Genomic DNA, 21855 nt, shown 5'->3' on the forward strand with positions numbered 1-21855 from the left:
GCCAAGCCCAGCATAAAACCGGAAAATCCAAATTCTTATCAGCGCTTATTGATTATGGCACGAATACTGCTTACATATTATCGGTGGGAAAATTTCCCACTTACTAGAGCGACAAGGGAGGGTTCCCCTCGCTCGTTACTGAACTCCCGGCCGGGACGCGAACATGCTGGCGAAAACCTTTTTGGAACCTTTTTTGGAAAAGGAGCACGTTATGTACAAAGGCAAGTTTACAGCATCGATCCTGTTGGCACTCGGTCTCACGGTTCCGGTCCTGTCCTGGGCCGGAGGGACCCTGCTGAACCTCAGAAACCAGGCAGAAGATTCTCCTGCGGCCTTGCGGCAACTACAGCACCAGGCCGACAGCGGAAACAGGACTGCCGGATATTATCTGGGGACGCTCTATGACCCCGGCTTGAAATTGGGGCATATCGAAAAGCCCGACTGGGTCCGTGCGACCTACTGGTACCAAAGGTCTGCACTGGCCAAAAGGGACCCGGTGACCTGCTATCCCAACAAGGCGGTGGCCAAGACGGCGTCCGGAATCGGGGCCTGGTGGCGCGTCGAAGCGGAAGAGAATATGAACGGTGGCGATAACGACAACGGGCATTGCTAAAGGCCCGTTCTCCTGATGCGCCGGGAGGGTGCGCGCCAATCACCCCTACTTGATTCGCAGGATGAATGATTTATCTCCCATACCTCCCTTTGGCCCTCCTCGCGAGGGCTTTTTTTTGGGGTACCCTCAGATGTCGAGCACACGCGCTTCCGTTGTCTGTAGCAGTTCGTCCAGATCATTATGGGAGAATATCTCGGTGCCCGGCCGGGCAGCCGTGCCGCTGCCGCAGGCGACGGCGAGGCGCAGGGCCTCTGCCGGACTTTGGCCGTGGGCCAGCGCGGCGACAAGGCCAGCGACCATGGAGTCGCCAGAGCCGACCGTCGACTTCACCTGAATGGGGGGTGCCTTGGCAAAGTAGCTGCCATCGGGTCCGGCCAGCAGTGCTCCGTCGCCCCCCAGGGATACGCAGACATATTGCACCCCTTCCCGCTGTATGGCGCGCGCCTCCTTCGCCACATCCTCCAGCGTGGGGAGCTCGCGCCGACGCAGGAGGGACAGCTCATAGCGGTTGGGCTTGATCAGGAAGGGGTGATGGGGAAGGGCGTGTTGCAGGAGGGCGCCATGGGCATCGACAATGGATTGTCCGCCTCCGGCGCGGACACGATCGACCATGTCTCCATAGAAATCATCATCCACGCCAGGGGGGATGGAGCCGGTGAGTACCGCAAAACCGTCTTTGCACAGGCCCAGAAAGGTTTCCCGGACTTCGGCGAGGATAGGTTCTGAAACCCGCGGCCCGATGCCGGTGATTTCAAACTGGGTGGCGGGGTCACCCTGCAAAATGGTGGCGTTGACGCGGGTTTCCCCCTCCACATGCACGCAATGCGGATCATCCAGTTGATGCCGCAGCAGTTTCTGTAGCAATTCGCCGATATTGCCGGCCACGACACAGCAACTATGGGCGTAGACCAGCAGCTCCTTGAGGGCGCGGGCGACATTGATGCCGTTACCGCCGGGATCGTAACGGGTGGATGTGGCATGGCTTTTCTGGTCCGGGATCAGGTGCGGCACTTCGTAGGCGATGTCTACGGCCGGGTTGAGGGTGAGGGTGGCGATGGAAGGGGAGCGGGTGCTGATTTCGGTCATGACGAGGTCTCCAGCCGGCGATAATGGACGAGGGCGGCCAGGGCGGCGGAAACCAGACGGGCACGGGCAGGGTCGGCACGGGAGGTGAGGATGACCGGTACCTTGGCCCCCATCACGATCCCCGCCAGAGTCGCGCCGGCCAGATATTCCAGGTCCTTGGCGAGGATATTGCCGGACACCAGATCGGGCACCAGCAGAATATCGGCATCTCCGGCCACGGTACTCCGTATCCCCTTGATCTCCGCCGACTCTTTGGAGATGGCGTTGTCGAAGGCGAGGGGGCCGTCCACCAGTGCGCCGGTGATCTGCCCGCGTTCTGCCATTTTCGAGAGACAGGCGGCATCCACTGTTGAGACGATGGCGGGGTTGACCACTTCCACCGCGGAGAGGATGGCGGCTTTGGGTTGGGCGACCTCCAGAATGTGCGCCAGATCGATGGCATTTTGCAGGATAGCTGCCTTGGTGCCGAGGTCGGGCGCGATATTGATGGCGGCATCGGTGATGAGCAGGAGTTTCGGGTACGTCTGGATATCCGCAACAAAGACATGGGAAAGACGGCGATCCGTGCGTAGTTTGGCGAGAATGGGGTGGAGGAAGGCGTCGCTATGCAGGTGTCCTTTCATCAGTGCCTTGGCCTCTCCGGCAAGCACCATTTCGACACCTTTTTTCGCCGCAGCTTCCGCGCTGTCGGCGTGAATGATATGGAAGTTTGGGCAACTGCCGGAATCGTGCCCCATTTTGAGCAGCAGACTGCGAATCTGTTGTGCGTCGCCGATGAGGATGGGTTCGATGATGCTCTGACTCTTGGCTTCGCAGGCGCCGCGCAATACATGCTCCTCGGCGGCATCCACTACCGCTACGGGGATGTCGTCCAGGGGCGCGACATCGGCCAGCAACGCGTCAAAATGGGCATAGGGCATGTCTGATCTCCTTCTCGCGATGCTTCATTGGGGCAGGGCCGGTCCGTGGTGTTCTTCCAGCGTCAGGCCGCGGCCCTGCACCCGGAAGTGGTAAGTGAGCACCAGACCCAACAGGCTGACCGTGCCCATCAGCAGCAGGATCACGGTAACGCCCAGCGCAGACTGAATCACCGGCAGCAGAAAGACGCTGATGGTGGCGCCGATCTTGGCTACGGCGGCAGCGAACCCGGCGCTGAAGGCGCGCACCTGGGTGGGATACATTTCCGTTGGCAGGATGAAGGTCGTCGCGTTGGGACCCGCGGTCATGAACAGATTAAACACCATGAAGCCGCTCAGAATGAGCTGCGGATGCGCAGCGGTGCCTCCTGCCAGCTCCGTCGCAACATAGAGCAGCCCCATCCCCAGCGTCATGCCGCCAAATCCGATCATCTGCATATGAATCCGTCCCAGCCAGGGTACCATCCAGAGGGAGAGTAGCGAACCGAGGAGGAGGAAGATATCCACCTTGCCGCTGTCCAAGGCATTGGCAAGGCCTCTGCCGACACCATTGATGATACCGACGTTTTCGCTATTGCGCATGGTGCCGAGCAGGATGGTGGTGAACAGGCCGACACCATAGGTGGCCACATCCATGAAAAACCAGGGCAAGGTTACCAGAAGGGTGCGGCGCCGATATTCCGGCGAGAACAGGGTCCAAAAGCCCATGTGTCGGCCGGGACGGGTCTTGGCCACATGGTGGATTTTTTTACCCAGACGCTGGGCCATGGCGGCGAGCATCGCTTTCTGTCGGGGCGCGATGCGTTCAAGGATGCGCGCGGCTTCGGCATTATGACCGCGTCCCATACACCAACGCGCGCTTTCGGGCAGGGTGAGGCGGCCCAGTAGGTAAGGGAGCACCAGCAGCGCTTCCGCGGCCAGCAACCAGCGCCAGGTGTTGTCCCCGGGATGAGCGCCTTGCAAAAGAACCAGAGCAAAACCGGCACCCGCCAGCATGCCGATGGATTGCACGGCAATGGAGGCCGCCATCATGCGTCCGCGCCGTCCCTGGGGCATGAACTCCGCCAGATAACTGCTGCCCACCGGGAAATCCATACCGATACCCACACCGACCAGTAATTCGGCACCGATGAGTATCCTGGCGTCCGGGGCGAGAGCGGTCAGCAGGGTGGCGATCATGAGCAGGATCATATCCATGATCATGATCGGCTTGCGCCCCAGGCGATCAGCCAGATGCCCACCGATCAGTGCGCCTACCACCGTGCCACCCATGAGCATGGCGGCCGCGAGGCCGATACTGGTGGCGGGCATGGCAAAAATGGGGATGATGAGTGGTAAGGTCACACCCAGCAGAAACATGGAGACGCCGCTGAGCAGGGTGCCGCCGGTGGATAATGCCCAGATGCGGTAATGAATGGGTAGCAGAGGACTTTCGTCGAGTATCCGGGTCATGCTGGCGTGGTCTGGGTGTACCGGGTGTGGAAGTGCATGCTGCGTCTGGCGGTGGCGCGTTTTGCCGGATTTCAACGATGCTGCTCCTGTGCGGGCAGAAGCCGGTGGCAATGCCGGGCGATCATCAGGTCTTCATTGGTGGGTATGACGAGAATTTCCACTGGACTATGGGCCACTGATATGCGCGGTTCGGGGCCTTCGTTGGCGACCGGATCGATCTCCAGGCCAAGTCCCGTCAGGGGGCGGCAGATGGCCCAGCGGATCGCGGCGGCGTGTTCGCCGATGCCCCCCGTAAAGACGAGGCGGTCCAGTCCGCCCAGCACCGCCATCAGTCCCCCGATGGCCTTGCGCGCACTATAGGCGAAAATCTCGATGGCCTGCGCCGCGTGGGCATCGTCGTTGCGCAGCCCAAGCAGGGTCTGCATGTCGCCGCTGCAGGCCGAGATGCCCAGCAACCCGGACAAATGGTTGAGGAGCCGCTCCAGTTGTGCGGCATTATAGCCTTTTTCTTCAATGAGATAGAGCAGAACGCCGGGGTCGAGATCGCCGCTCCGCGTGCCCATCACCAGCCCCCCCGTGGGGGTGAGACCCATGGTGGTGTCGCGGCACTGGCCGTTATGCACCGCCGCCATGCTGGCGCCGTTGCCCAGGTGAGCGATGATGGTCTTGCCGGTGGCGTGATTGGGGAGTCGGCTGACGATATATTCGTAAGAGAGGCCGTGAAAGCCGTACTTACGGACACCTTCATGCCAGAGATTGCGCGGCAGAGGCAGGCGTGCGGCCACTTCCGGGATGCTCTGGTGAAAGGCCGTATCGAAGCAGGCGGCCTGCGGAATCCCGGGCCACACCGCCTGTACGGCCTCGATGGCGGCGATTTCTGCGGGCAGGTGCAGTGGGGCAAAGCGCAGAGAGGCGCGCAGGTCACCGAGCACCTGGGTATCCACCAGGCAGTGCGCCTGATGATGGGGTCCACCGGAGACGATGCGATGGCCAACACCGTCCGGCGTTGCGTATTGCGCCTCGGTCAGGGCTGCGAAAACCGCTTCCAGGGCATCCTGGTGATGGGAAAGGACCAGTTGCCGGTCGATGATCGGATCTTGTCCCCGTTGCAGCCACAAGCGTCCGATGCTCTGCCCGATGCGTTCCGCGGCGCCCTCCGCGAGCTTCTCTTCTCCTGCAGCGCCCAGCGCAAAAACGGCGAATTTGATGGAGGACGAACCGCTGTTGACGCAGAGAATATGGCGTATTGCCGCCACGCTCACGGTTGTCCCTCGCCACCGGCCAGCCAGGACGGATCCTCCATCCGCTTGCCCAGGCGTTGCAGGAAGCGCGCGGCATCCGCGCCGAAAATCACCCGGTGATCGCAACTCAGAGTGAAGTCGGTCAGTCCGTCACTACCCGCCGCCGCAACGGCAAGGATGGCGGAGGCGCCCACCGGCACGATGGCATTGAATCGTTCTATTTGCGGGAAAACCCCAAGATTGGAGAGATAAAAACTCGCACCCTGGTAGTCTTCCGGATAAATCCTGCCTTTTTTGACTTTGCCCAGCAGAATACGCCAGTCCTCTGCGAGTTCCTTGAGCGGCCGTTTGGCCGCGTCGCGCAGCACGGGGGTAATCAGCCCGTTCCCGGTGTCTACGGCGACACCCATATCCACCCGACTACGCTTGGCCAGCCCCTCCTGGGTCCAGGCGTGGTTAAACCAGGGATCTTCCGCGACGGTCAGGGCGCAGGCACGGCTCAGAGCAAGGGTCAGGCTCAGTCCGGCCGCCTTGGCGGCGGCATGCAGGGGCGCCAAGGCGAAGCGACTGCTGATGAGGAAAGCGGGCGTATTCAGCGTGGCTGACATGTTGCGAGCGACGGCGGCGCGCAGGATGTTGGGACGTTCGATGGTATAAGGCGGTCCCATACGCAGATCGGCATCCTGAGGTGCGAGGGCTGCGGCCAGCACCTGGGCAGCGTGAATGGTGCCATCGGGGCCCGCTTTGACCTGGAGGATGTCGAGTTCTAGGTCCCGGGCCAGGGCGCGGGCATAGGGAGAAGCCGGTAAACCATGGACACTGGGGGTTTGCGCTGCAACGACGTGCGGCTGGGGGAGCGGAGCGGGCTTCTCCAGGAAACCGGAATCTGCTGGTGTTGCAGCGGCCGTAGAGATGGCTGGTGGCAGTTTATCCGGTGGTGTGGTCTTTTTCTCTGCAACCGCTCCGGGTGGAACCGAAGGCGGGGCGGGCGGTGTACCTGGAGTGGCGGTTTCGGCCGAGCCCGTATCCGTCTGTGCCGCTTCCGGCGCGTCGGCGATGTAACCGATCACCTGCCGCACCGGGATATCCGTATCCACTGCGGCCAGAGGGCCGGTGAGATAGCCATCGGAAAAGGCTTCCACGTCCAGAATCGCCTTGTCGGTCTCGACCTCGGCAACGGCCTCGCCTTTTTTTACCGCGTCACCCACCGACTTGTTCCAGCGCGTCAGGCGACCGGTCTGCATGGTGTCGGACAATACCGGCATGGTGATTTCGGTTTTCATCGTACTGCTCCATTTCGTGCCATCATCTGCCGGGCCGCCTGTACTATGTCATCTGCCTGCGGGATACTAGCGGCCTCCAGTGTGCCATTGAAGGGGGTGGGGATGTCCATCCCCGCCACCCGCCGGATGGGGGCATCCAGCAGATAAAAACAGTGCTCCTGCAGGGTGGCGGCGAGCTCCGCCCCGGCTCCGGCAAAGCGGCAGTCCTCCTCGACGATCAGGCAGCGGTGGGTTTGCTCCACTGCCGCGATGCAGGTATCCCAATCGATGGGTGAAAGGCTGCGCAGGTCGATCACTGTGAGTTCAATGCCTTCCGCGGCGAGCGCCTCCGCCGCCTGCAGGGCGAGGGGCAGCATCCGCGAGTAGGCGACACAGGTGATATCCCGCCCCTGTCGCCGTACCAGCGCCTGATGGATGGGCGGTGCCGATATCATTTCGTCTACTCCTCCCTTGCTGAAATAGAGCAACTCATGCTCCAGAACAATCACGGGATCATCGCTGCGGATGGCTTGGCGCAACTGCCAGTAGGCATCCTGTGGAGTGGCGGGAACCGCCATGCGTAGGCCGGGCACGTTCATCAGCATATGCTCCAGCCTTTGCGAATGCTGGGCACCTAACTGTTTGGCGACGCCGCCGGGCATGCGGATGGTCAGCGGCATGGGAAACTGGCCGCCGGACATGAAAGGAATCTTTGCCGCCATGTTGACGATGGCGTCCATGGCGAAGAGGGCGAAGTTGATGGTCATGATCTCCACCACCGGGCGCAAGCCCAGCATCGCCGCGCCCACCCCGAGGCCGGTAAAGCTGTTCTCGGAAATGGGGGTGTCACGCACCCGCCATTCGCCGTATTTGGCCATGAGGCCCTCGGTCACCCGGTAGGTGCCCCCATAGAGGCCCACATCCTCGCCCAGGGTCAGCACGGTCTCATCGGCAGCCATCTCGGCATCCATGGCGCGGTTCAACGCCTGCCAGTAAAACATCTCGCTCATCGCGCGACCTCCATGAGGGTTTCGAAACGGCGGTTGGAACGGAAGGCCTTCCAGGCATCCTCCATATCCGGTGCGGCGCTCTGTTCGGCAAAAGTCACCGCATCTGCCACCTCCTCCTGAACCTCTCGGCGCATACGCTCGACCGTCGCATCGTCGAGGTGCCCCTCCTGGCAGCAATGGTCGGCAAAGCGGGTTACGCTATTTGCACTGGCTGCGGCAACGGCCTCGATACCGGGATACGGATACTCCGCCTCATGGACTGCCGCCGCGATGGGATCGTTGGCCTGATAGGCATTGAGCTCGACATTCGGGCGATAACTGCCGGAGTCCGCCATGGAGTGCCCCCGGTAACGGTAGGTTTCCAGTTCCAGGAACTGCGGCCCCTCTCCGGCGCGGATACGCACCAGCGCCCTCGCTGCGGCTTCATGTACGGCGATGACGTCCATGCCATCCGCCTTTTCCGCGGGGATACCATAGGCGCAGGCGCGCTTGTAGACCTCGGTGATGGCGGAGTGCCGGTGAATCTCGGTGCCGATCTGATAATGGTTGTTCTCGCAGATGAAGAAAATGGGCAGCTTCCACAGGGCGGCCATGTTCAGGGACTCATGAAAAGTGCCCTGGTTCACCGCGCCATCCCCGAAGAAGCAGAGCACTGCCTCGGGCAGTTTGCGGTAGGCCACGGCGTAGCCCGCGCCCAAGGCGATGGGAAAGGTTTCGCCGACGATGGCGTAACCACCCAGAAAGCGCCGGTCCTGATCGAAAAGATGCATGGACCCGCCCATACCGCCGCTGATCCCGGTTTTTTTGCCGTGCAGTTCGGCCATGATCTGCCGTGCCGGAATCCCGCGCACCAGGGCATGGACATGCTCGCGATAGGTGCTGACCACGTAATCGCCCGGCTCGGCCGCATGCAGCACACCCACGGCCACCGCCTCTTCACCCGGATACAGGTGCAGGAAACCAGCGATATGACCCTGCGCATAGGCCTGGGCCGCCGCCTCTTCAAAGGCCCTCGCGCGCAACATGTCGCGGAGCATGGCCGCCATTTGTGTCTTATCCATGGCTTTCTTCCGGCAAAAACGCATCGACGGCCTCGGTCAGGCGCACCAGATACATGAGCGCCGGGCCACCATGCATGAGCACTGCCAAAAAACCTGCACTCATGATTTCATCGCGGGTGGCTCCGGCGGTTACGGCGCCTTTGACATGGAGCGCGATACACCATTCACATTGGGCGGCAACGGACAGTGCGACGTTGATCAGTTCCTTCTGCGCCTTGCCCAGGGCCGGATTACCCTCGGTCTTCCCCATAAAACCGAGGAACGCATCGATTTCGGCGGGATACTTGTCTTTGAGGCGTTCGGTGAGCTGAGCGATTTCGTTGACGCGATCGTTGGCACTCATGACGTGTTCTTCTCCTTTTCCTGATAGGAAGGTGTTTTCAGACGGGCCGGTTTTTGAGGAGGATGCTATGTCCCGTCATTTCCTTGGGCTGCGGCAGGCCCATGAGCTCCAGGATGGTGGGGGCGATGTCGGCAGTGCCGCGGCCTATACCCAGATGTACGCCCGGTTCGCCAATCAGCAGCATGGGCACCGGATACACCGTATGCTGGGTGTGTGGCTCGCCCGTCACCGGGTCCACCATTTCGTCGCAGTTACCATGATCGGCGGTGAGAATGACCTTGAAGCCTTGCCGCTGCGCCGTCTGCAGCACCCGGTGAAACTGCAGGTCGAGGGTTTCCACCGCGCGCAGGATGGCGGGAATTTTGGCGGTATGTCCGACCATGTCGCCATTGGCGAAGTTTACCAGTACAAAGGCATACCTACCGCTCTCCAGTGCCGCAATGATGCGGTCCGCCACCTGAGGGGCGCTCATTTCTGGCTTCAGGTCGTAGGTGGCCACCTGCGGCGAGGGGATGATCTCGCGATCCTCGCCGGGAAAGGGGTCTTCGCGTCCGCCGTTGAAAAAATAGGTCACATGGGCGTATTTCTCGGTCTCGGCACAGTGGAACTGTTGCTGTCCCGCGTCGCTAATCACTTCGGCCAGGACATTGACGGGGATTTCCGGGGGAAACAATACCGGAAACGGGTACTCGTCGTCGTAGGAAGCCATGCACAGGGCACGGCGGGCAGACTCGCCGCAGCGGTCGAAGTGGGTGAAGGCCGGCATGGCGATGGCGGCGCTGAGCTGGCGCATGCGATCCGAACGGAAGTTAAAGAAGAAGACCGGCTCATCGGCGGCTATGCGGTTCTGCTGCGGATTGCCGATGACGGTGGGCGAAATGAACTCGTCTCCCTCACCGCGTTTCCAGGCGCCGTGAATGGCCGCCTCAGCACTGTCCGCAGTGAGTCCTTCGCCGCGCAGCAGGGCGGCCCAGGCCTTTTCCGTCCGATCCCAGTAGCCGGCACGGTCCATGGCCGTATAACGCCCGCAGACGGTGGCAATGCGGCCCTTGCCCAGCTTATGCAGGGTTTCTTCCACCTGACGGGCGTAGAGATCGGCGCACTGCGGCGCCGTATCTCGGCCGTCCGTAATCATGTGGATCACCGGTTCCACACCCGCAGCCACGGTCAGCGGCAAAATGCCCAGCAGATGGTCGATATGGGAGTGCACGCCGCCATCGGAGACCATGCCCACCAGATGTAGGCGTTTGGCGTCCCTGAGCATATCCTGCCAAGCCGGAATCCGTGCAAAACTGCCGTCCTCCAGACTATCGGAAATGCGCACCAGATCCTGCAGAAGAACCCGTCCCGAACCCAGGGTGAGGTGACCCACCTCCGAATTGCCGAATTGTCCGTCCGGCAGGCCCACCGCCCGCCCCGAAGCCTGCAGGGCGGTATGGGGAAAGCTGGCAAAGTAGTGATCGAGATGCGGCGTGTGCGCCAGTGCCCAGCCACTGAAAGCGCGATTAGGGTTGAGGCCGAAGCCGTCAAAAATCACCAGTAATACCGGGTTGACCTTCATTCCCCTCCGCTCCGCTTTTTTTCCACGTCGAGCACATGCAAGGTCGTCGCCAGCACCGTATCCGGATTCAGGCTCATGGACTGAATGCCGATTTGCACCAGAAACTCAGCCATTTCCGGATAGTCCGAAGGGGCTTGTCCGCAAAGCCCGGAGTGGATGCCGTTACGGGCACAGCCCTCCACCGCGAGGCGGATCATCTCCTTGACGCCGTCGTCCCGTTCATCATAGTCGTAAGCAACGATGGCCGAGTCGCGGTCGACGCCCAGGGTGAGCTGGGTCAGGTCATTGCTGCCAATGGAAAAACCGTCAAAGCGTTGGGCGAACTGATCGATCAGAATGATATTATTGGGAATTTCGCACATGGCATAGACCTGCAAGCCATTTTCGCCGCGGCGCAGGCCGAACTCCGCCATCTTCGCCAGCACGTCGTCCGCTTCCTTCACCCGGCGCACAAAGGGCAGCATGAGGATGACATTATCCAGCCCCATCTCTTCACGGACCCGCTTCATGGCCAGGCATTCCAGATGAAATCCCTCGGTATAGGCCGGATGCGCGTAGCGCGAGGCGCCGCGGAAGCCGAGCATCGGATTATCCTCCTCCGGCTCAAACCAGCGTCCTCCCAACAGTGCGGCATATTCGTTGGTTTTGAAGTCGGACATACGCACGACCACCGGCTTTGGATAAAACGCGGCCGCGATGGTGCCGATGCCTTCCGACAAGCGTTCCACAAAGAAATCGGCGGGTTGGGCGTAGCCCTGGGTCAGCGTGGCCAAGGCAGTGCGTTCATGGGCATCCTCGACCTTCTCCGGATGCAGCAGCGCCATGGGATGCGCCTTGATGGCGCTGTTGATGATGAACTCCATGCGTGCCAGGCCGATACCGTCATTGGGCAGCATGCACGTCTGAAAAGCGATTTCCGGATTGCCGAGATTGATCATGATCTGCGTCTGCGGGCGGGGCAGGGTGGCGAGATCGGTATGGCGGACCGTGAAGGGCAGGGCGCCGGCATAGACGCTGCCTACATCGCCACCGGCACAGGATACGGTCACGCTGTCACCATCCTTGAGCGTGGTGGTCGCAAGATCGGTGCCGACGACAGCGGGAATGCCCAGTTCCCGGGCGATGATGGCGGCATGGCAGGTGCGTCCGCCGCGATTGGTGATGATGGCCGCCGCCTCTTTCATGATGGGCTCCCAGTCCGGGGTGGTGATGTCCGCCACCAGAATCTCACCGGGTCTGAAGTCCGCCAGATGTTTCACATCCCGGATGATGCGCACCGGGCCGGATGCGATTTTGCCGCCGATGGCGCGCCCCTGTACCAGGGCAGGGCCCTGACCATCCAGGATGTACTCTTCCAGTACCTGCCCCTTTTTCTGCGACGCGACGGTCTCCGGCCGCGCCTGGACCATGTAAAGCTGCCCGTCGATGCCATCTTTTGCCCACTCCATGTCCATGGGCCGGCTTTCCTGCATCTTGCGGCTGTAATGCTGTTCGACCTTGATGGCGTAATCGGCGAGGGTCAGCACATCCGCGTCGCTGAGGCAGAATGTGTCCTGCTCACTGCGATGGGTGGCGATATTGCGGGTGCTGTGACGGGTATCTCCTTCCGTATAGATCATCTTGATTTTCTTGCTGCCCAATACCCGCCGCAGCACCGCCTTTTTACCGCGCAGAAACGCTGGCTTGAAGACGTAGAATTCGTCCGGGTCCACGGCGCCCTGCACCACGTTTTCACCCAGTCCCCAGGATGCGGTGATGAAGACCACATCACGGAAGCCCGTTTCGGTGTCCAGAGAAAACATCACCCCGCTGGTCGCTTTATCTGAACGCACCATTTTCATGATGCCGATGGACAGGGCGACCTTGAAGTGATCGAAGCCCTGATCGATCCGATAGTGAATGGCACGATCGGTAAACAGGCTCGCAAAGCAGCGGCGGCAGGCGTCCAGCAGGGCGGCTTCGCCGGAAATATTGAGGTAGGTATCCTGCTGACCAGCGAAACTGGCGGTGGGCAAGTCTTCGGCGGTGGCAGAAGAACGAACGGCTACGGACAGCGCTTCGCCATATTCCCTGCGCAGTTCGGCGTAGCCCGCGAGCACCTCCGCCTGCAGATCTGCCGGCAGCGGCGCGCCGTAGACAATTTCGCGTGCCCGCGCGCCGCGCCGCGCCAGGTCGGTGACGTTGGCCGGGTCCAAGCCGTCCAGCGCATCATGGAGCGCCGGCCAGGCGCCAGCCTGATCCAGCAGGTAACGATAGGCTTCGCTGGTGATGGCGAAACCATTGGGAACCTTCACCCCCTGGGGACTCAGTTCCCGGTACATTTCCCCCAAAGAGGCATTTTTACCGCCTACCAGAGGCACGTCTTCTATGCGGATATCGTTGAAAAACCGAATATAACGATCAGACATGACGCTCTCCTCCGCAGTAAAAACCGATCTCCGACTCCAGACTAAAGATAGTAGAGGGGGGGTGGTTCAGCAAGCGGGCGCGCTAGCGGACGGGTGTCAGCGGTTGGCGGAGGGCTTTGGAGACCGGGCGGTGGAGGGCGACTGACCCGCTGGCTCCGAAAATTTCCAGGATATCCGCAATTCCGGCAGCGGGCGGCCCAACAACTGCTCCAGGCGCTCTATTTCCGGGGTGTATATGGCCTGAAGAAAGCTGCGCGCTTCAGCATCCATGGGCGGCTTGCGCCCTTCGCGCAGGAAAACGTTGCGCCAGACGAATTCACCCCAGGTGCGCGGAAAAAGATGCTCGCCAATATACCGGCTGATGTGTCCGCTGGCCAGTTGCCGGGCCCAGTTTCCCCGCGGCAGGCGATGGACGTTATGGACGGTTTCCAGATCCATGTCGCGCAATGGTCCGCGGTCGATCTCCAGAAAATCGGCGATGTCCTCCAGCACGGCCAACGGGTTTTTCTTGAGGTCCTCGAGGAGACAGACATGCACCTGGCCGGCACCGAATTGCTGCTGGTAACGCATGATCTGTGCGGTATAGTGCCCCAACTCCACATAAAGCTGGGAGATCCCCCAGCCCTTGTCGGGGCGCGTCCAGTCGCGTTGTAACGCCTCCACGAAGGGTAAGTCGAGTACTCCTTCGTTGAAGTCCATGAGGTACTGGGCATGGGCCCGCTGCACTGGATCACGCAGGATGACGATGATCCGTGCAGCCGGTTGCACGGCGTGGATACGCGCCGGCGCTTCTTCGCACCAGAGATAGGAGGGACTGGCGTCGCCTATCCGCGGGAATCGCTCCGCGCCGCGATAAAGCTGCTGATACTGTTCGATATTGCCCACATATTGAATCCAATGCCTTTGTTCCGGAGACGGATGGGGCTGGGTAAAAAAGTGCGGTTCCTTCATCGCCGGCAAAAAAACCTGGGGATGTTGCCGCAGGTAGGCGTAAAGCGAAGTCGTGCCGCTTTTTACCGCACCGATGATATAGAAGTTGGGCCACACCGGTTGGGACATCTCGCGGTTCCTTACTGTTCTACGCTGTAAAAATCATGAAAGCCCATCTGCCTGAGTTCGGCGATGACCTGGACCGCAGCGACACCACCCGGCAGCGGACCAATCTGCACCTTGTAGTATTGCTGCCCGTTCACCAGTCCGGGCACGATGAGCACGCCGCGAATGCCGGCATGGAGCAGACGGTTGCGTTCACGGGTGGCATTGTTGACCCGGCTGAACGCCCCGGTTTGCAGAAAGGTTTGGGGTGGCGCCGGTATTTCCGGGGCCATGGGCAATGCTGCCGCTGTAACCGTGCCCCTGGATGCGCCTGCCGGAGGCGCGGCTACCGGTGCCAGAGCCACGATCTCCACTGGGGCGATGCCTTGCCCCGCCATCCCCAGGGCGTTGGCCGCTCCGTAGGAGAGATCCATCGCGCGGCCATCCACAAAGGGGCCGCGATCATTGACCAGCACGATAACACTTCGGCCGTTGCTGAGGTTGGTGACCCGGGCGCAGGTCGGCAGCGGCAGATCCCGGCTGGCGGCACTGAAGGCGCGTGGCCGGAAAGGGGTGCCCATAGCGGTGGTGGAGCCGGACTCCCAGCCATACCAGGAGGCCATGCCGCGCACGGCGTACCCGGCGGAGCTGTTCAGCGGCGCATAGATACGGCCGTGAACCTGATAAGGACGGTTATAAGCGGCGTGCAGATCAGGAGCGGGGGTGGCGCAGGCCGCAGAGGCGGACGGCGACGTATTGTTGGCAGTGGGTGATGTCGAGACTCCTGCACAGCCGCTCAGTGCCAGCATCCACAATCCCAGCATGGTATAGAAGACAGTACGGCGTGCGCCACTAACGGTCATTCGCGGCCTCCAGCAGATACACCATGATCTCCGTATAGATCTGCGCCAGATGTTCCAGATCGGCGACGGCGACGCATTCGTTGATCTTGTGGATGGTGGCATTGACGGGTCCGAGTTCTACGACTTGCCCACCCAACTGGGCGATGAAGCGCCCGTCCGAGGTACCGCCGCCGGTGGACAGTTGGGCCACGCGCCGTGCTACGGCTTGTAAGGCCTTTTGGGTAGCAGCTACCAAGGCACCCGGTGCCGTAAAGAAAGGCGGACCGGACAATTGCCAGTCGATGGCGTAGCGCATGGCGGCGGCGTCAAGGATTTTGTGGACCCCTGCCTGCAAAGATTCCGGCGTGGACTCCGTGGAAAAACGGAAATTAAAATCCGCCTGCAACTGGCCGGGGATGACGTTGTTGGCCCCGGTACCCGCGTGGATATTGGAGAATTGCAGGCGGGTAGGCGGGAAAAAATCATTCCCCGCATCCCAGGAGTGATCCACGAGATCCGCGAGTGGGCGGAAGGCGCGGTGGATGGGATTATCGGCCTTGTCAGGGTAGGCCACATGGCCCTGTATGCCGTGTACCGTCAGGCGCCCGTTCAGCGAACCGCGCCGGCCATTTTTGATGACGTCCCCCAGTACCTTTTCGGAGGAGGGCTCGCCGACCACGCACCAGTCGATGGTCTCCCCATGCTCCCGCAGCCAGTCCACCACATGGCGGGTGCCGTGGGTGGCGATGCCTTCTTCATCGGAAGTGATCAGAAAGGCCAGACGACCGGAATGCGCCGGATGCAGGGCGACAAAACGCTCTGCGGCGACCACCATGGCGGCGAGACTGCCCTTCATGTCGGCAGCACCACGCCCATAGAGCATGCCGTCGCGGATGACCGGCTGAAAGGGGTCGTTTTGCCATTCCGCGAGCGGGCCGCTGGGGACAACATCCGTGTGCCCCGCAAAACAAAGTCGTGGACCGGCGCCACCCCGTTCCGCCCAGAAATTCTCCACCCCGTTGGCAGGCAGACGCGTCACCCGAAAACCCACAGCCTTCAGCCGGGCGATCATCAGATCCTGACAGCCTGCATCCTCAGGGGTCACCGAAGGGCGGGAAATCAGGTCTTCAGCCAGTTCCAGTACGGCGCTCTTGCCCACGGGGCGCTCCCTCAGATATCGCGGAGAATGGCGTTGATGCCCACTTTGCCAAGAGTCTTGGCATCCACCTGCTTGACGATGACCGCGCAGTAGAGGCTATAGCTGCCGTCCTTGGAGGGCAGGCTGCCGGACACCACCACCGAACCGGCGGGCACCCGTCCGTAGGTGATTTCACCGCTTGCGCGATCATAAATGCGCGTGCTGGAGCCGATGAAGACGCCCATGGAGATGACCGAGCCCTCTTCAACGATCACGCCTTCCACCACTTCCGAGCGGGCACCGATGAAACAGTTGTCCTCGATGATGGTGGGGTTGGCCTGTAAGGGCTCCAGCACGCCACCGATGCCGACACCGCCGGACAGATGCACATGTTTGCCGATCTGGGCGCAGGAGCCGACCGTCGCCCAGGTGTCCACCATGGTACCCTCATCCACATAGGCGCCGATATTGACAAAAGACGGCATCAGCACGCAGTTGCGACCGATAAAGGCCCCGCGCCGCGCCGTGGCCGGCGGCACCACCCGAAAACCGCCGGTGCGGAAATCGTTGCTGTTATAATCGGCAAACTTGCCCGGCACCTTGTCGTAAAAATTGGTCTCGCCCCCCGGAATCCGGGCATTATCCTGCAAACGGAAGGAGAGCAGCACCGCCTTCTTGATCCACTGATGGGTGATCCATTGGCCATCACGCTTTTCGGCGACCCGCAGGACGCCCTTGTCCAGTCCTTCGATGGTCTGATGCACGGCTTCCCGAAGCTCTGCGGGGGCCTGCTTGGGGGAAATCTCCGCACGATTTTCCCACGCGGCGTCGATTATGGTGGCAAGATTCTGGCTCACACGAACTCCTTGATTAATGGTTTAGTTGTTAATAGTGGAAAGGGGATGCTGTTCCATAAAGCGACGTATGCGCTGCAGACCCTCGACGCAATCTTCCAGGCTGCCGACCAGCGCGATGCGGACCCTATCCTGGCCGGGGTGGACGCCGTGGGCATTTCTTGCGAGATAAGCGCCAGGCAGGCAGCGCACATGTTCTGCTCCATAGAGGGCGCGCACGAAGGCTTCGCCATCGCCGACCCGCGGCCAGAGATAAAAGCCGCCGGCGGGTGTCTCGATGGGTAATAGCGCACCGAGAACGTCATGGGCGGCCGCGAATTTGCGGGCATAATCGGCGCGAGTAAGCTGCACGTGCTGCTCGTCCTGCCAGGCGGCGACGGCTGCGGCCTGGATGAAGGGTGGGGTGGCCGCACCCAGATAGGTGCGGTAACGAACAAAGGCCTTGAGAATATCGGCGTCACCCGCCACAAAGCCGCTGCGCGCACCGGGAATGCTGGAGCGCTTGGAGAGACTGTGAAAAGCCAGTACCTGCGCCAGGCTGCCCGTCGCTGCCGCCGCTTCCAGAATACCGGCGGGTGCCTGTCCTTCAGGATACAGTTCGCTATAGCACTCATCGGCGGCGAGCACGAAGCGATGTTGCCGGGCTTTGCGGATCAGCCAGCCCAGGGTTTCCAGTGACAGGGTCGCCCCCGTGGGATTATGGGGCGAGTTGATGTAGAGCAACGCGCAACGTGCCCAGACCGATTCCTCTATCGCGAGAAAGTTCGGCTGCCCGCTGGCATCGCAGTTCAGATAATAGGGTTCCGCCCCCGCCAGTAGGGCGGCTCCTTCATAGATCTGATAGAAGGGATTGGGTAACAGGACCAGGGGTTTGGAGGCCTGACAAGGCGGCAGCACCGCCTGTGCGATACTGAACAGGGCCTCGCGGCTGCCGTTGGCGGAGATGATGTGCCGCTCCGGATCCAGAAAACCAATGGGCAAGGCAAAGCGCCGGGTTGACCAATCCGCGATGGCCCGGCGTAAACGCAGGTCGCCCAGCACCTTGGGATACTCGGCGAGACCATGCAGGTGCTCGATGATCGCCTCACTGACTATGGCTGGCGCCGGGTGGCGTGGTTCACCGATGGAGAAGTCGATGGGCTCCTTTGCTGGCGGTGTTGTTCCTGTCAGCAGCGTGCGCAAGCGCTCGAAAGGATAGGCCTGCAAGGTCTCCAGCAGGGGATTCATGGAATCTGTCGTCATAGAATGCGATTCTGGGGCAAGGACGGCGGTGATGACAAGCCCCAAACTTTCCCGGGGCGACCGCCGGATTCCGCATGACGCTAAGGGGCTGGGATTTTGCCGGGTTATGCAGGACAATGCGGCAGGATTGAAATAACCTTTTTCCAGATGGGACCACCGATATTCACCAGCACCGCCAGCCAGCCTTTGCGCTCCGCCAGAGCCTTCCCGCCATTGCCCTGCTGCTGGGTTCCAGCCTGTGGGGCGTGCTCTGGTGGCCGCTCCGCTATTTTCATGGAGCGGGCCTGCATGGCGCGTGGCTGATTTTTATCGTTTACCTATTGCTGGCGCTTCCAGCCGGATTGTGGTCCTGGCGCCGTCGTCATGAGCTGCAGCAGCACGGACGCACTCTGGTCGGGCTGCTCCTGCTTGGTGGCTGGACCAATGTGGCCTTCATGCTGGCGCTGGTGCATGGCGAGGTCATCCGTATTTTGCTGCTCTTTTATCTTTCACCGGTTTGGGCCATTTTTTCCGCACGGATTTTTTTGAAGGAGGCGATCGGCTGGCGCGGCGTCCTTGCGGCGCTGCTGGCGGTAGGCGGATCGGCTCTGGTGGTCAGCAATGGCCGGGGGGTTTCTTTTGCGGACCTCGATATGAATGACTTGCTTGCCATATCTTCGGGCCTCGCCTTCGCCCTGAGCAATGTCATTCTGCGTGCGGACACGGCACTCGGCGATGTGCATCGTGCCACTGCAGTATGGTGGGGCTGTGTGCTGCTTGCCTTGCCTTTTGCGCTTTTTCAGCCGTTACCGGCCCTGTCCCTGCCGGACTATGGTTCTCTGCTGGCCTTTTCCTGGCTGTGGATTGCCGGGGCGACGGTGGCGGTGCAATTCGGTGTCGCGCGGATGCCGGTGAGCGTTTCCGCGGTGATCATGCCTTTTGAGGTCGTCGTAGGTGCACTATCGGCCTGGTGGCTGGCCGGGGAAGCACCGACGCTCCTCGAATCGTTCGGGGGTACCCTGATACTGACTGCGGCGCTTCTGCAGATTACCCGCAGCCAGGGGCATCCGGTTTTACTCGGGGGCGTCGAAATGGAGAAGGGCGAACTCTAGCTGTTCACTGCGCTGGATGATTTGATCGGCGCCCCAGTGCTGCGGGTCATTACCGGCCTCGAAGTAGCCCCAGGCCGCTGCCCAGCAGCGGGTTCCCGCGCCCCTGCCTGCTGCCATGTCGCGCGGATCGTCGCCGATCATGAGGCTGCGGGCCGCGCTGGCCCCCATCTCGGCGAGGGCGCGGGTGACCGGTAGCGGATCAGGCTTGGCGTGCGTCGTTGTATCGCCGCTGACGATGGCGGCGGGGGCAACGGGCAGTTTGAGCGCGCTCAGCAAAGGCAGGGTCAGAAACCCCGGTTTATTGGTCACGACACCCCATGCCATGCCGCGCTCCGACAGGGTCATCAGTGCTTTTGCCATACCCGGGAAAAGGGTGCTTCGTTCGCAGATATGGGCGGCATAAATCTCCAGAAACTCCGCTCGCAGGGACGCAAAATCCGGGTCCTCCGGCTGCACCTGAAAAGCCACCCGCAAAAGGCCGCGGGCGCCCTGGGAAGCGACCGGGCGGAGCATTTCCAGGGGCATGGCCGGCAACCCGCGTTCGATACGCATCCGATTGGCTGTGGCTCCGAGATCGGGAGCCGTATCCACCAGGGTGCCATCGAGATCGAAAAGTACGGCCGCCTGTTCAGACATCCGGGACTGCTTTGCGCGCCTGACTCAGGTAGTTGACGCTGACATCATCGCTCAGACGCGCGCGGTGGCGGATCGGATCAAAGTGCATGCCCTTGAGGGCCATGGTCTGCAGATGACTTTGGCGGGTCATGGCCAGTAACTCGCTGGGCCGGATGAACTTCCGATAGTCGTGGGTTCCGCGCGGGAGCAGCCCAAGCAGGTATTCGGCACCGACTATGGCCATCAGATAGCTTTGGGGGCCGCGATTGAGCGTGGCAAAAAAGGCATCTCCGCCGGGACGCAGCATGCGGGCGCAGGCATCCACGACGGCGGCAGGATCCGGCACATGCTCCAGCATTTCCATGCAGGTCACCACGTCGTAATACTCCGGTTTTTCCGTGGCCAGATCTTCGACGGCGATCTGCCGGTAGTCGATGTGGAGATGGTTGGCTTCCGCATGGGCGCGCGCCATGTCCAGGCCGTCCCCAGCAAGATCGATCCCGGTAACCTCCGCCCCCTGACGCGCCATGGCTTCGGCGAGGAGCCCGCCCCCGGTACCCACGTCCAGCACCTTTTTGGCCGCCAGCCCGCCACAGCCTCTGGCGATAAAATCCAGGCGCAACGGGTTGATTTCATGCAGAGTACGAAATGGCCCATCGGTATCCCACCACTGACCGGAGAGGGCGTCGAATTTGTTGACTTCAGCCTGATCACTATTCATCTGTCACTATCCTTTTCACGAATGCGCTCTACCCAGCCCCGGACGCGTGCGAACAGTTCCTGCGTGTCCCAATCCACGGCTCGGCCTTCGACGACACGCGGATTACCGTTTACCCAGACATGGCTGACCTGATCGCGGCCCGCACAATACACCACCTGCGAGACCGGGTCGTACACTGGATAAGTCGCCGGGTGATCCAGGTCAATGGCGATGCAGTCGGCGGCTTTGCCAGGTTCCAGACTGCCCGTTTCCCCGCCCCAGCCGATGGCTTCCGCGCCCCCCAGGGTTGCAGCCTCCAATGCCTCCCAGGCGGGGAAAGCGGTGGGGTCCCCGCTCACGCCTTTCGCCAACAAGGCTGCGGTGCGCAATTCACCCAGCATGTCGAGGTCGTTGTTGCTGGCCGCGCCATCGGTGCCGATCGCCAACGGGGTGCCCTGTTTGCGCAGGGTGGCCACCGGTGCCATTCCCGAGGCCAGCTTCAGATTGGATTCGGGGCAGTGGGCTATCCGCAGGCCGCTATTCCGGCTGATCGCCAGGTCCTCTTCATTCAACTGGGTCATGTGAACGGCAAGAAAGTGCTGATTCAATAGCCCCAGTCGGGCCAGCCGCGCCAGCGGTCGCATGCCGTCTCGGGCGATGGCCTCATCGATTTCATGCGCTGTCTCGTGGACGTGCATATGCAGGGGCAGTTTTTCGCTGGCGGCCAGATCGCGCGCGCCGCAGAGCCCCGCATCGCCCACCGTGTACGGCGCGTGCGGCGCAATGCTCTGGTGGATGAGCGGCATCCGGCGCAGGCGCGGCAACAAGTCTGCGGCCAATTGCAGACAGGCGTCGGCGTTCGCCGCGTAAGCCGTGGGGAAGTCGATGACGACATGTCCGATGGTGGCCCGCATGCCCATGCGCTGGGCGACTTCCGCCGCGGCTTTCGGGAAGAAATACATGTCATTGAAGGTGGTGGTGCCGCCGCGCAGCATCTCTGCGACAGCCAGTTCGGTGCCTATGGCCACAAATTCGGGGCTGACAAAACGACCTTCCACAGGCCAGATATGTGCGTTCAGCCACGTCATCAGCGGAAGGTCATCCGCGAGTCCGCGCATCAGGGTCATGGCCGCATGAGTATGGGCATTGACCAGTCCGGGCATCAGGACATGTTGGTCGAGGTGAGTCGTGCTGGCCGCGGTGTAGCGCGTGAGTATGTCTGCGGCGGGACCGATGGCGATGATACGCCCATCCTGCACCGCCAGCGCGTGATCGTGAAGCACGATGCACGGGCGAACCGGTACTACCCAACGCGCGCGAATGACCTGATCAACCGACTGCATTCCCGATTTCTCCAAACCCACACCGGACCTCTGCCTACTGG

20 protein-coding genes are annotated in these 21855 nt (G+C 61.5%); 2 read left to right on the plus strand and 18 right to left on the minus strand.

Going from position 1 to position 21855, the window contains the following annotated elements; all coding sequences use genetic code 11:
• The first annotated feature begins 211 nt into the window (after positions 1–211).
• On the plus strand, positions 212–613 hold the full coding sequence (locus tag F6A13_RS07490) for a hypothetical protein (RefSeq protein WP_225982000.1): 402 nt from the start codon (positions 212–214) through the stop codon (positions 611–613).
• A gap of 126 nt (positions 614–739) precedes the next feature.
• Here the strand turns inward: F6A13_RS07490 and F6A13_RS07495 are convergent, their stop codons facing one another.
• The 15 genes from F6A13_RS07495 to dapC form a co-directional block, all read right to left on the minus strand.
• The gene (locus F6A13_RS07495; protein ID WP_113525677.1) at positions 740–1699 is read right to left on the minus strand and encodes a 1-phosphofructokinase family hexose kinase; all 960 of its coding nucleotides are present in this window, start codon (positions 1697–1699) and stop codon (positions 740–742) included.
• Positions 1696–2619 carry a bifunctional enoyl-CoA hydratase/phosphate acetyltransferase gene (locus tag F6A13_RS07500; protein WP_126605520.1) on the minus strand — a complete coding sequence of 308 codons (924 nt, stop codon included), beginning with the start codon at positions 2617–2619 and terminating at the stop codon, positions 1696–1698. The genes F6A13_RS07495 and F6A13_RS07500 overlap by 4 nt, the downstream gene beginning before the upstream one ends.
• 24 nt (positions 2620–2643) lie before the next feature.
• The gene (locus F6A13_RS07505) at positions 2644–4143 is read right to left on the minus strand and encodes an MFS transporter (RefSeq protein ID WP_126605521.1); all 1500 of its coding nucleotides are present in this window, start codon (positions 4141–4143) and stop codon (positions 2644–2646) included.
• Positions 4140–5330: an acetate/propionate family kinase gene (locus F6A13_RS07510; RefSeq protein WP_225982001.1), complete on the minus strand. Its 1191-nt coding sequence runs from the start codon at positions 5328–5330 to the stop codon at positions 4140–4142. The genes F6A13_RS07505 and F6A13_RS07510 overlap by 4 nt, the downstream gene beginning before the upstream one ends.
• On the minus strand, positions 5327–6592 hold the full coding sequence (locus F6A13_RS07515; protein ID WP_126605522.1) for a 2-oxo acid dehydrogenase subunit E2: 1266 nt from the start codon (positions 6590–6592) through the stop codon (positions 5327–5329). The genes F6A13_RS07510 and F6A13_RS07515 overlap by 4 nt, the downstream gene beginning before the upstream one ends.
• On the minus strand, positions 6589–7581 hold the full coding sequence (locus F6A13_RS07520) for an alpha-ketoacid dehydrogenase subunit beta (protein WP_126605523.1): 993 nt from the start codon (positions 7579–7581) through the stop codon (positions 6589–6591). Before F6A13_RS07520 ends, F6A13_RS07515 begins: the two co-directional genes overlap by 4 nt.
• Positions 7578–8642, minus strand: a complete 1065-nt coding sequence (locus tag F6A13_RS07525) for a thiamine pyrophosphate-dependent enzyme (RefSeq protein WP_113525672.1) — start codon at positions 8640–8642, stop codon at positions 7578–7580. The genes F6A13_RS07520 and F6A13_RS07525 overlap by 4 nt, the downstream gene beginning before the upstream one ends.
• A complete protein-coding gene (locus tag F6A13_RS07530) occupies positions 8635–8985 on the minus strand; it encodes a carboxymuconolactone decarboxylase family protein (protein ID WP_113525671.1) in 351 nt (116 codons plus the stop codon). Before F6A13_RS07530 ends, F6A13_RS07525 begins: the two co-directional genes overlap by 8 nt.
• Positions 8986–9022: 37 nt before the next feature.
• Positions 9023–10546: a 2,3-bisphosphoglycerate-independent phosphoglycerate mutase gene (gene gpmI, locus F6A13_RS07535; protein WP_113525670.1), complete on the minus strand. Its 1524-nt coding sequence runs from the start codon at positions 10544–10546 to the stop codon at positions 9023–9025.
• A complete protein-coding gene (ppsA, locus tag F6A13_RS07540; RefSeq protein WP_113525669.1) occupies positions 10543–12954 on the minus strand; it encodes a phosphoenolpyruvate synthase in 2412 nt (803 codons plus the stop codon). The genes gpmI and ppsA overlap by 4 nt, the downstream gene beginning before the upstream one ends.
• Positions 12955–13050: 96 nt before the next feature.
• On the minus strand, positions 13051–14013 hold the full coding sequence (locus tag F6A13_RS07545; protein ID WP_126605524.1) for a sulfotransferase family protein: 963 nt from the start codon (positions 14011–14013) through the stop codon (positions 13051–13053).
• Positions 14014–14024: 11 nt separating this feature from the next.
• Positions 14025–14852 (minus strand): SPOR domain-containing protein, encoded by an 828-nt coding sequence (locus F6A13_RS07550; RefSeq protein WP_113525667.1) that lies wholly within the window; start codon positions 14850–14852, stop codon positions 14025–14027.
• A complete protein-coding gene (dapE, locus tag F6A13_RS07555) occupies positions 14842–15990 on the minus strand; it encodes a succinyl-diaminopimelate desuccinylase (protein ID WP_126605525.1) in 1149 nt (382 codons plus the stop codon). Before dapE ends, F6A13_RS07550 begins: the two co-directional genes overlap by 11 nt.
• A gap of 11 nt (positions 15991–16001) precedes the next feature.
• On the minus strand, positions 16002–16826 hold the full coding sequence (gene dapD / locus F6A13_RS07560) for a 2,3,4,5-tetrahydropyridine-2,6-dicarboxylate N-succinyltransferase (RefSeq protein ID WP_113525665.1): 825 nt from the start codon (positions 16824–16826) through the stop codon (positions 16002–16004).
• 21 nt (positions 16827–16847) lie between these two features.
• Entirely contained in the window at positions 16848–18065 is a 1218-nt protein-coding gene (gene dapC / locus F6A13_RS07565) for a succinyldiaminopimelate transaminase (RefSeq protein WP_225982002.1), read from the minus strand.
• A 221-nt stretch (positions 18066–18286) separates the two neighbouring features.
• Between dapC and F6A13_RS07570 the strand changes: the two genes are divergently transcribed.
• A complete protein-coding gene (locus tag F6A13_RS07570) occupies positions 18287–19156 on the plus strand; it encodes a DMT family transporter (protein WP_113525664.1) in 870 nt (289 codons plus the stop codon).
• On the opposite strand, the gene F6A13_RS07575 is transcribed toward F6A13_RS07570, so the two are convergent.
• From F6A13_RS07575 to F6A13_RS07585, 3 genes are read right to left on the minus strand one after another with little or no spacing between them, the layout of a single operon-like run.
• Positions 19118–19792: an HAD family hydrolase gene (locus F6A13_RS07575; RefSeq protein WP_126605526.1), complete on the minus strand. Its 675-nt coding sequence runs from the start codon at positions 19790–19792 to the stop codon at positions 19118–19120. The genes F6A13_RS07570 and F6A13_RS07575 overlap by 39 nt on opposite strands.
• Complete coding sequence (gene ubiG / locus F6A13_RS07580; protein WP_126605527.1) at positions 19785–20492, minus strand: bifunctional 2-polyprenyl-6-hydroxyphenol methylase/3-demethylubiquinol 3-O-methyltransferase UbiG; 708 nt, start codon at positions 20490–20492, stop codon at positions 19785–19787. Before ubiG ends, F6A13_RS07575 begins: the two co-directional genes overlap by 8 nt.
• The gene (locus tag F6A13_RS07585; RefSeq protein ID WP_126605528.1) at positions 20489–21814 is read right to left on the minus strand and encodes a TRZ/ATZ family hydrolase; all 1326 of its coding nucleotides are present in this window, start codon (positions 21812–21814) and stop codon (positions 20489–20491) included. The genes ubiG and F6A13_RS07585 overlap by 4 nt, the downstream gene beginning before the upstream one ends.
• Between the last annotated feature and the right edge of the window lie 41 nt (positions 21815–21855).

Origin of the sequence: Acidithiobacillus sp. 'AMD consortium' (assembly GCF_008926505.1) — a bacterium.
In the GTDB taxonomy this organism is placed as follows: domain Bacteria; phylum Pseudomonadota; class Gammaproteobacteria; order Acidithiobacillales; family Acidithiobacillaceae; genus Acidithiobacillus; species Acidithiobacillus ferridurans.

Coding starts and splice junctions, on each gene's coding strand:
- F6A13_RS07515 (WP_126605522.1), bottom strand. CDS start 6,592: ATGAAAACCGAAATCACCATGCCGGTATTGTCCGACACCATGCAGACC.
- F6A13_RS07550 (WP_113525667.1), bottom strand. CDS start 14,852: ATGACCGTTAGTGGCGCACGCCGTACTGTCTTCTATACCATGCTGGGA.
- gpmI (WP_113525670.1), bottom strand. CDS start 10,546: ATGAAGGTCAACCCGGTATTACTGGTGATTTTTGACGGCTTCGGCCTC.
- ppsA (WP_113525669.1), bottom strand. CDS start 12,954: ATGTCTGATCGTTATATTCGGTTTTTCAACGATATCCGCATAGAAGAC.
- F6A13_RS07530 (WP_113525671.1), bottom strand. CDS start 8,985: ATGAGTGCCAACGATCGCGTCAACGAAATCGCTCAGCTCACCGAACGC.
- ubiG (WP_126605527.1), bottom strand. CDS start 20,492: ATGAATAGTGATCAGGCTGAAGTCAACAAATTCGACGCCCTCTCCGGT.
- F6A13_RS07490 (WP_225982000.1), top strand. CDS start 212: ATGTACAAAGGCAAGTTTACAGCATCGATCCTGTTGGCACTCGGTCTC.
- F6A13_RS07575 (WP_126605526.1), bottom strand. CDS start 19,792: ATGTCTGAACAGGCGGCCGTACTTTTCGATCTCGATGGCACCCTGGTG.
- F6A13_RS07545 (WP_126605524.1), bottom strand. CDS start 14,013: ATGTCCCAACCGGTGTGGCCCAACTTCTATATCATCGGTGCGGTAAAA.
- F6A13_RS07500 (WP_126605520.1), bottom strand. CDS start 2,619: ATGCCCTATGCCCATTTTGACGCGTTGCTGGCCGATGTCGCGCCCCTG.
- F6A13_RS07520 (WP_126605523.1), bottom strand. CDS start 7,581: ATGAGCGAGATGTTTTACTGGCAGGCGTTGAACCGCGCCATGGATGCC.
- dapC (WP_225982002.1), bottom strand. CDS start 18,065: ATGACGACAGATTCCATGAATCCCCTGCTGGAGACCTTGCAGGCCTAT.
- F6A13_RS07585 (WP_126605528.1), bottom strand. CDS start 21,814: ATGCAGTCGGTTGATCAGGTCATTCGCGCGCGTTGGGTAGTACCGGTT.
- F6A13_RS07495 (WP_113525677.1), bottom strand. CDS start 1,699: ATGACCGAAATCAGCACCCGCTCCCCTTCCATCGCCACCCTCACCCTC.
- F6A13_RS07525 (WP_113525672.1), bottom strand. CDS start 8,642: ATGGATAAGACACAAATGGCGGCCATGCTCCGCGACATGTTGCGCGCG.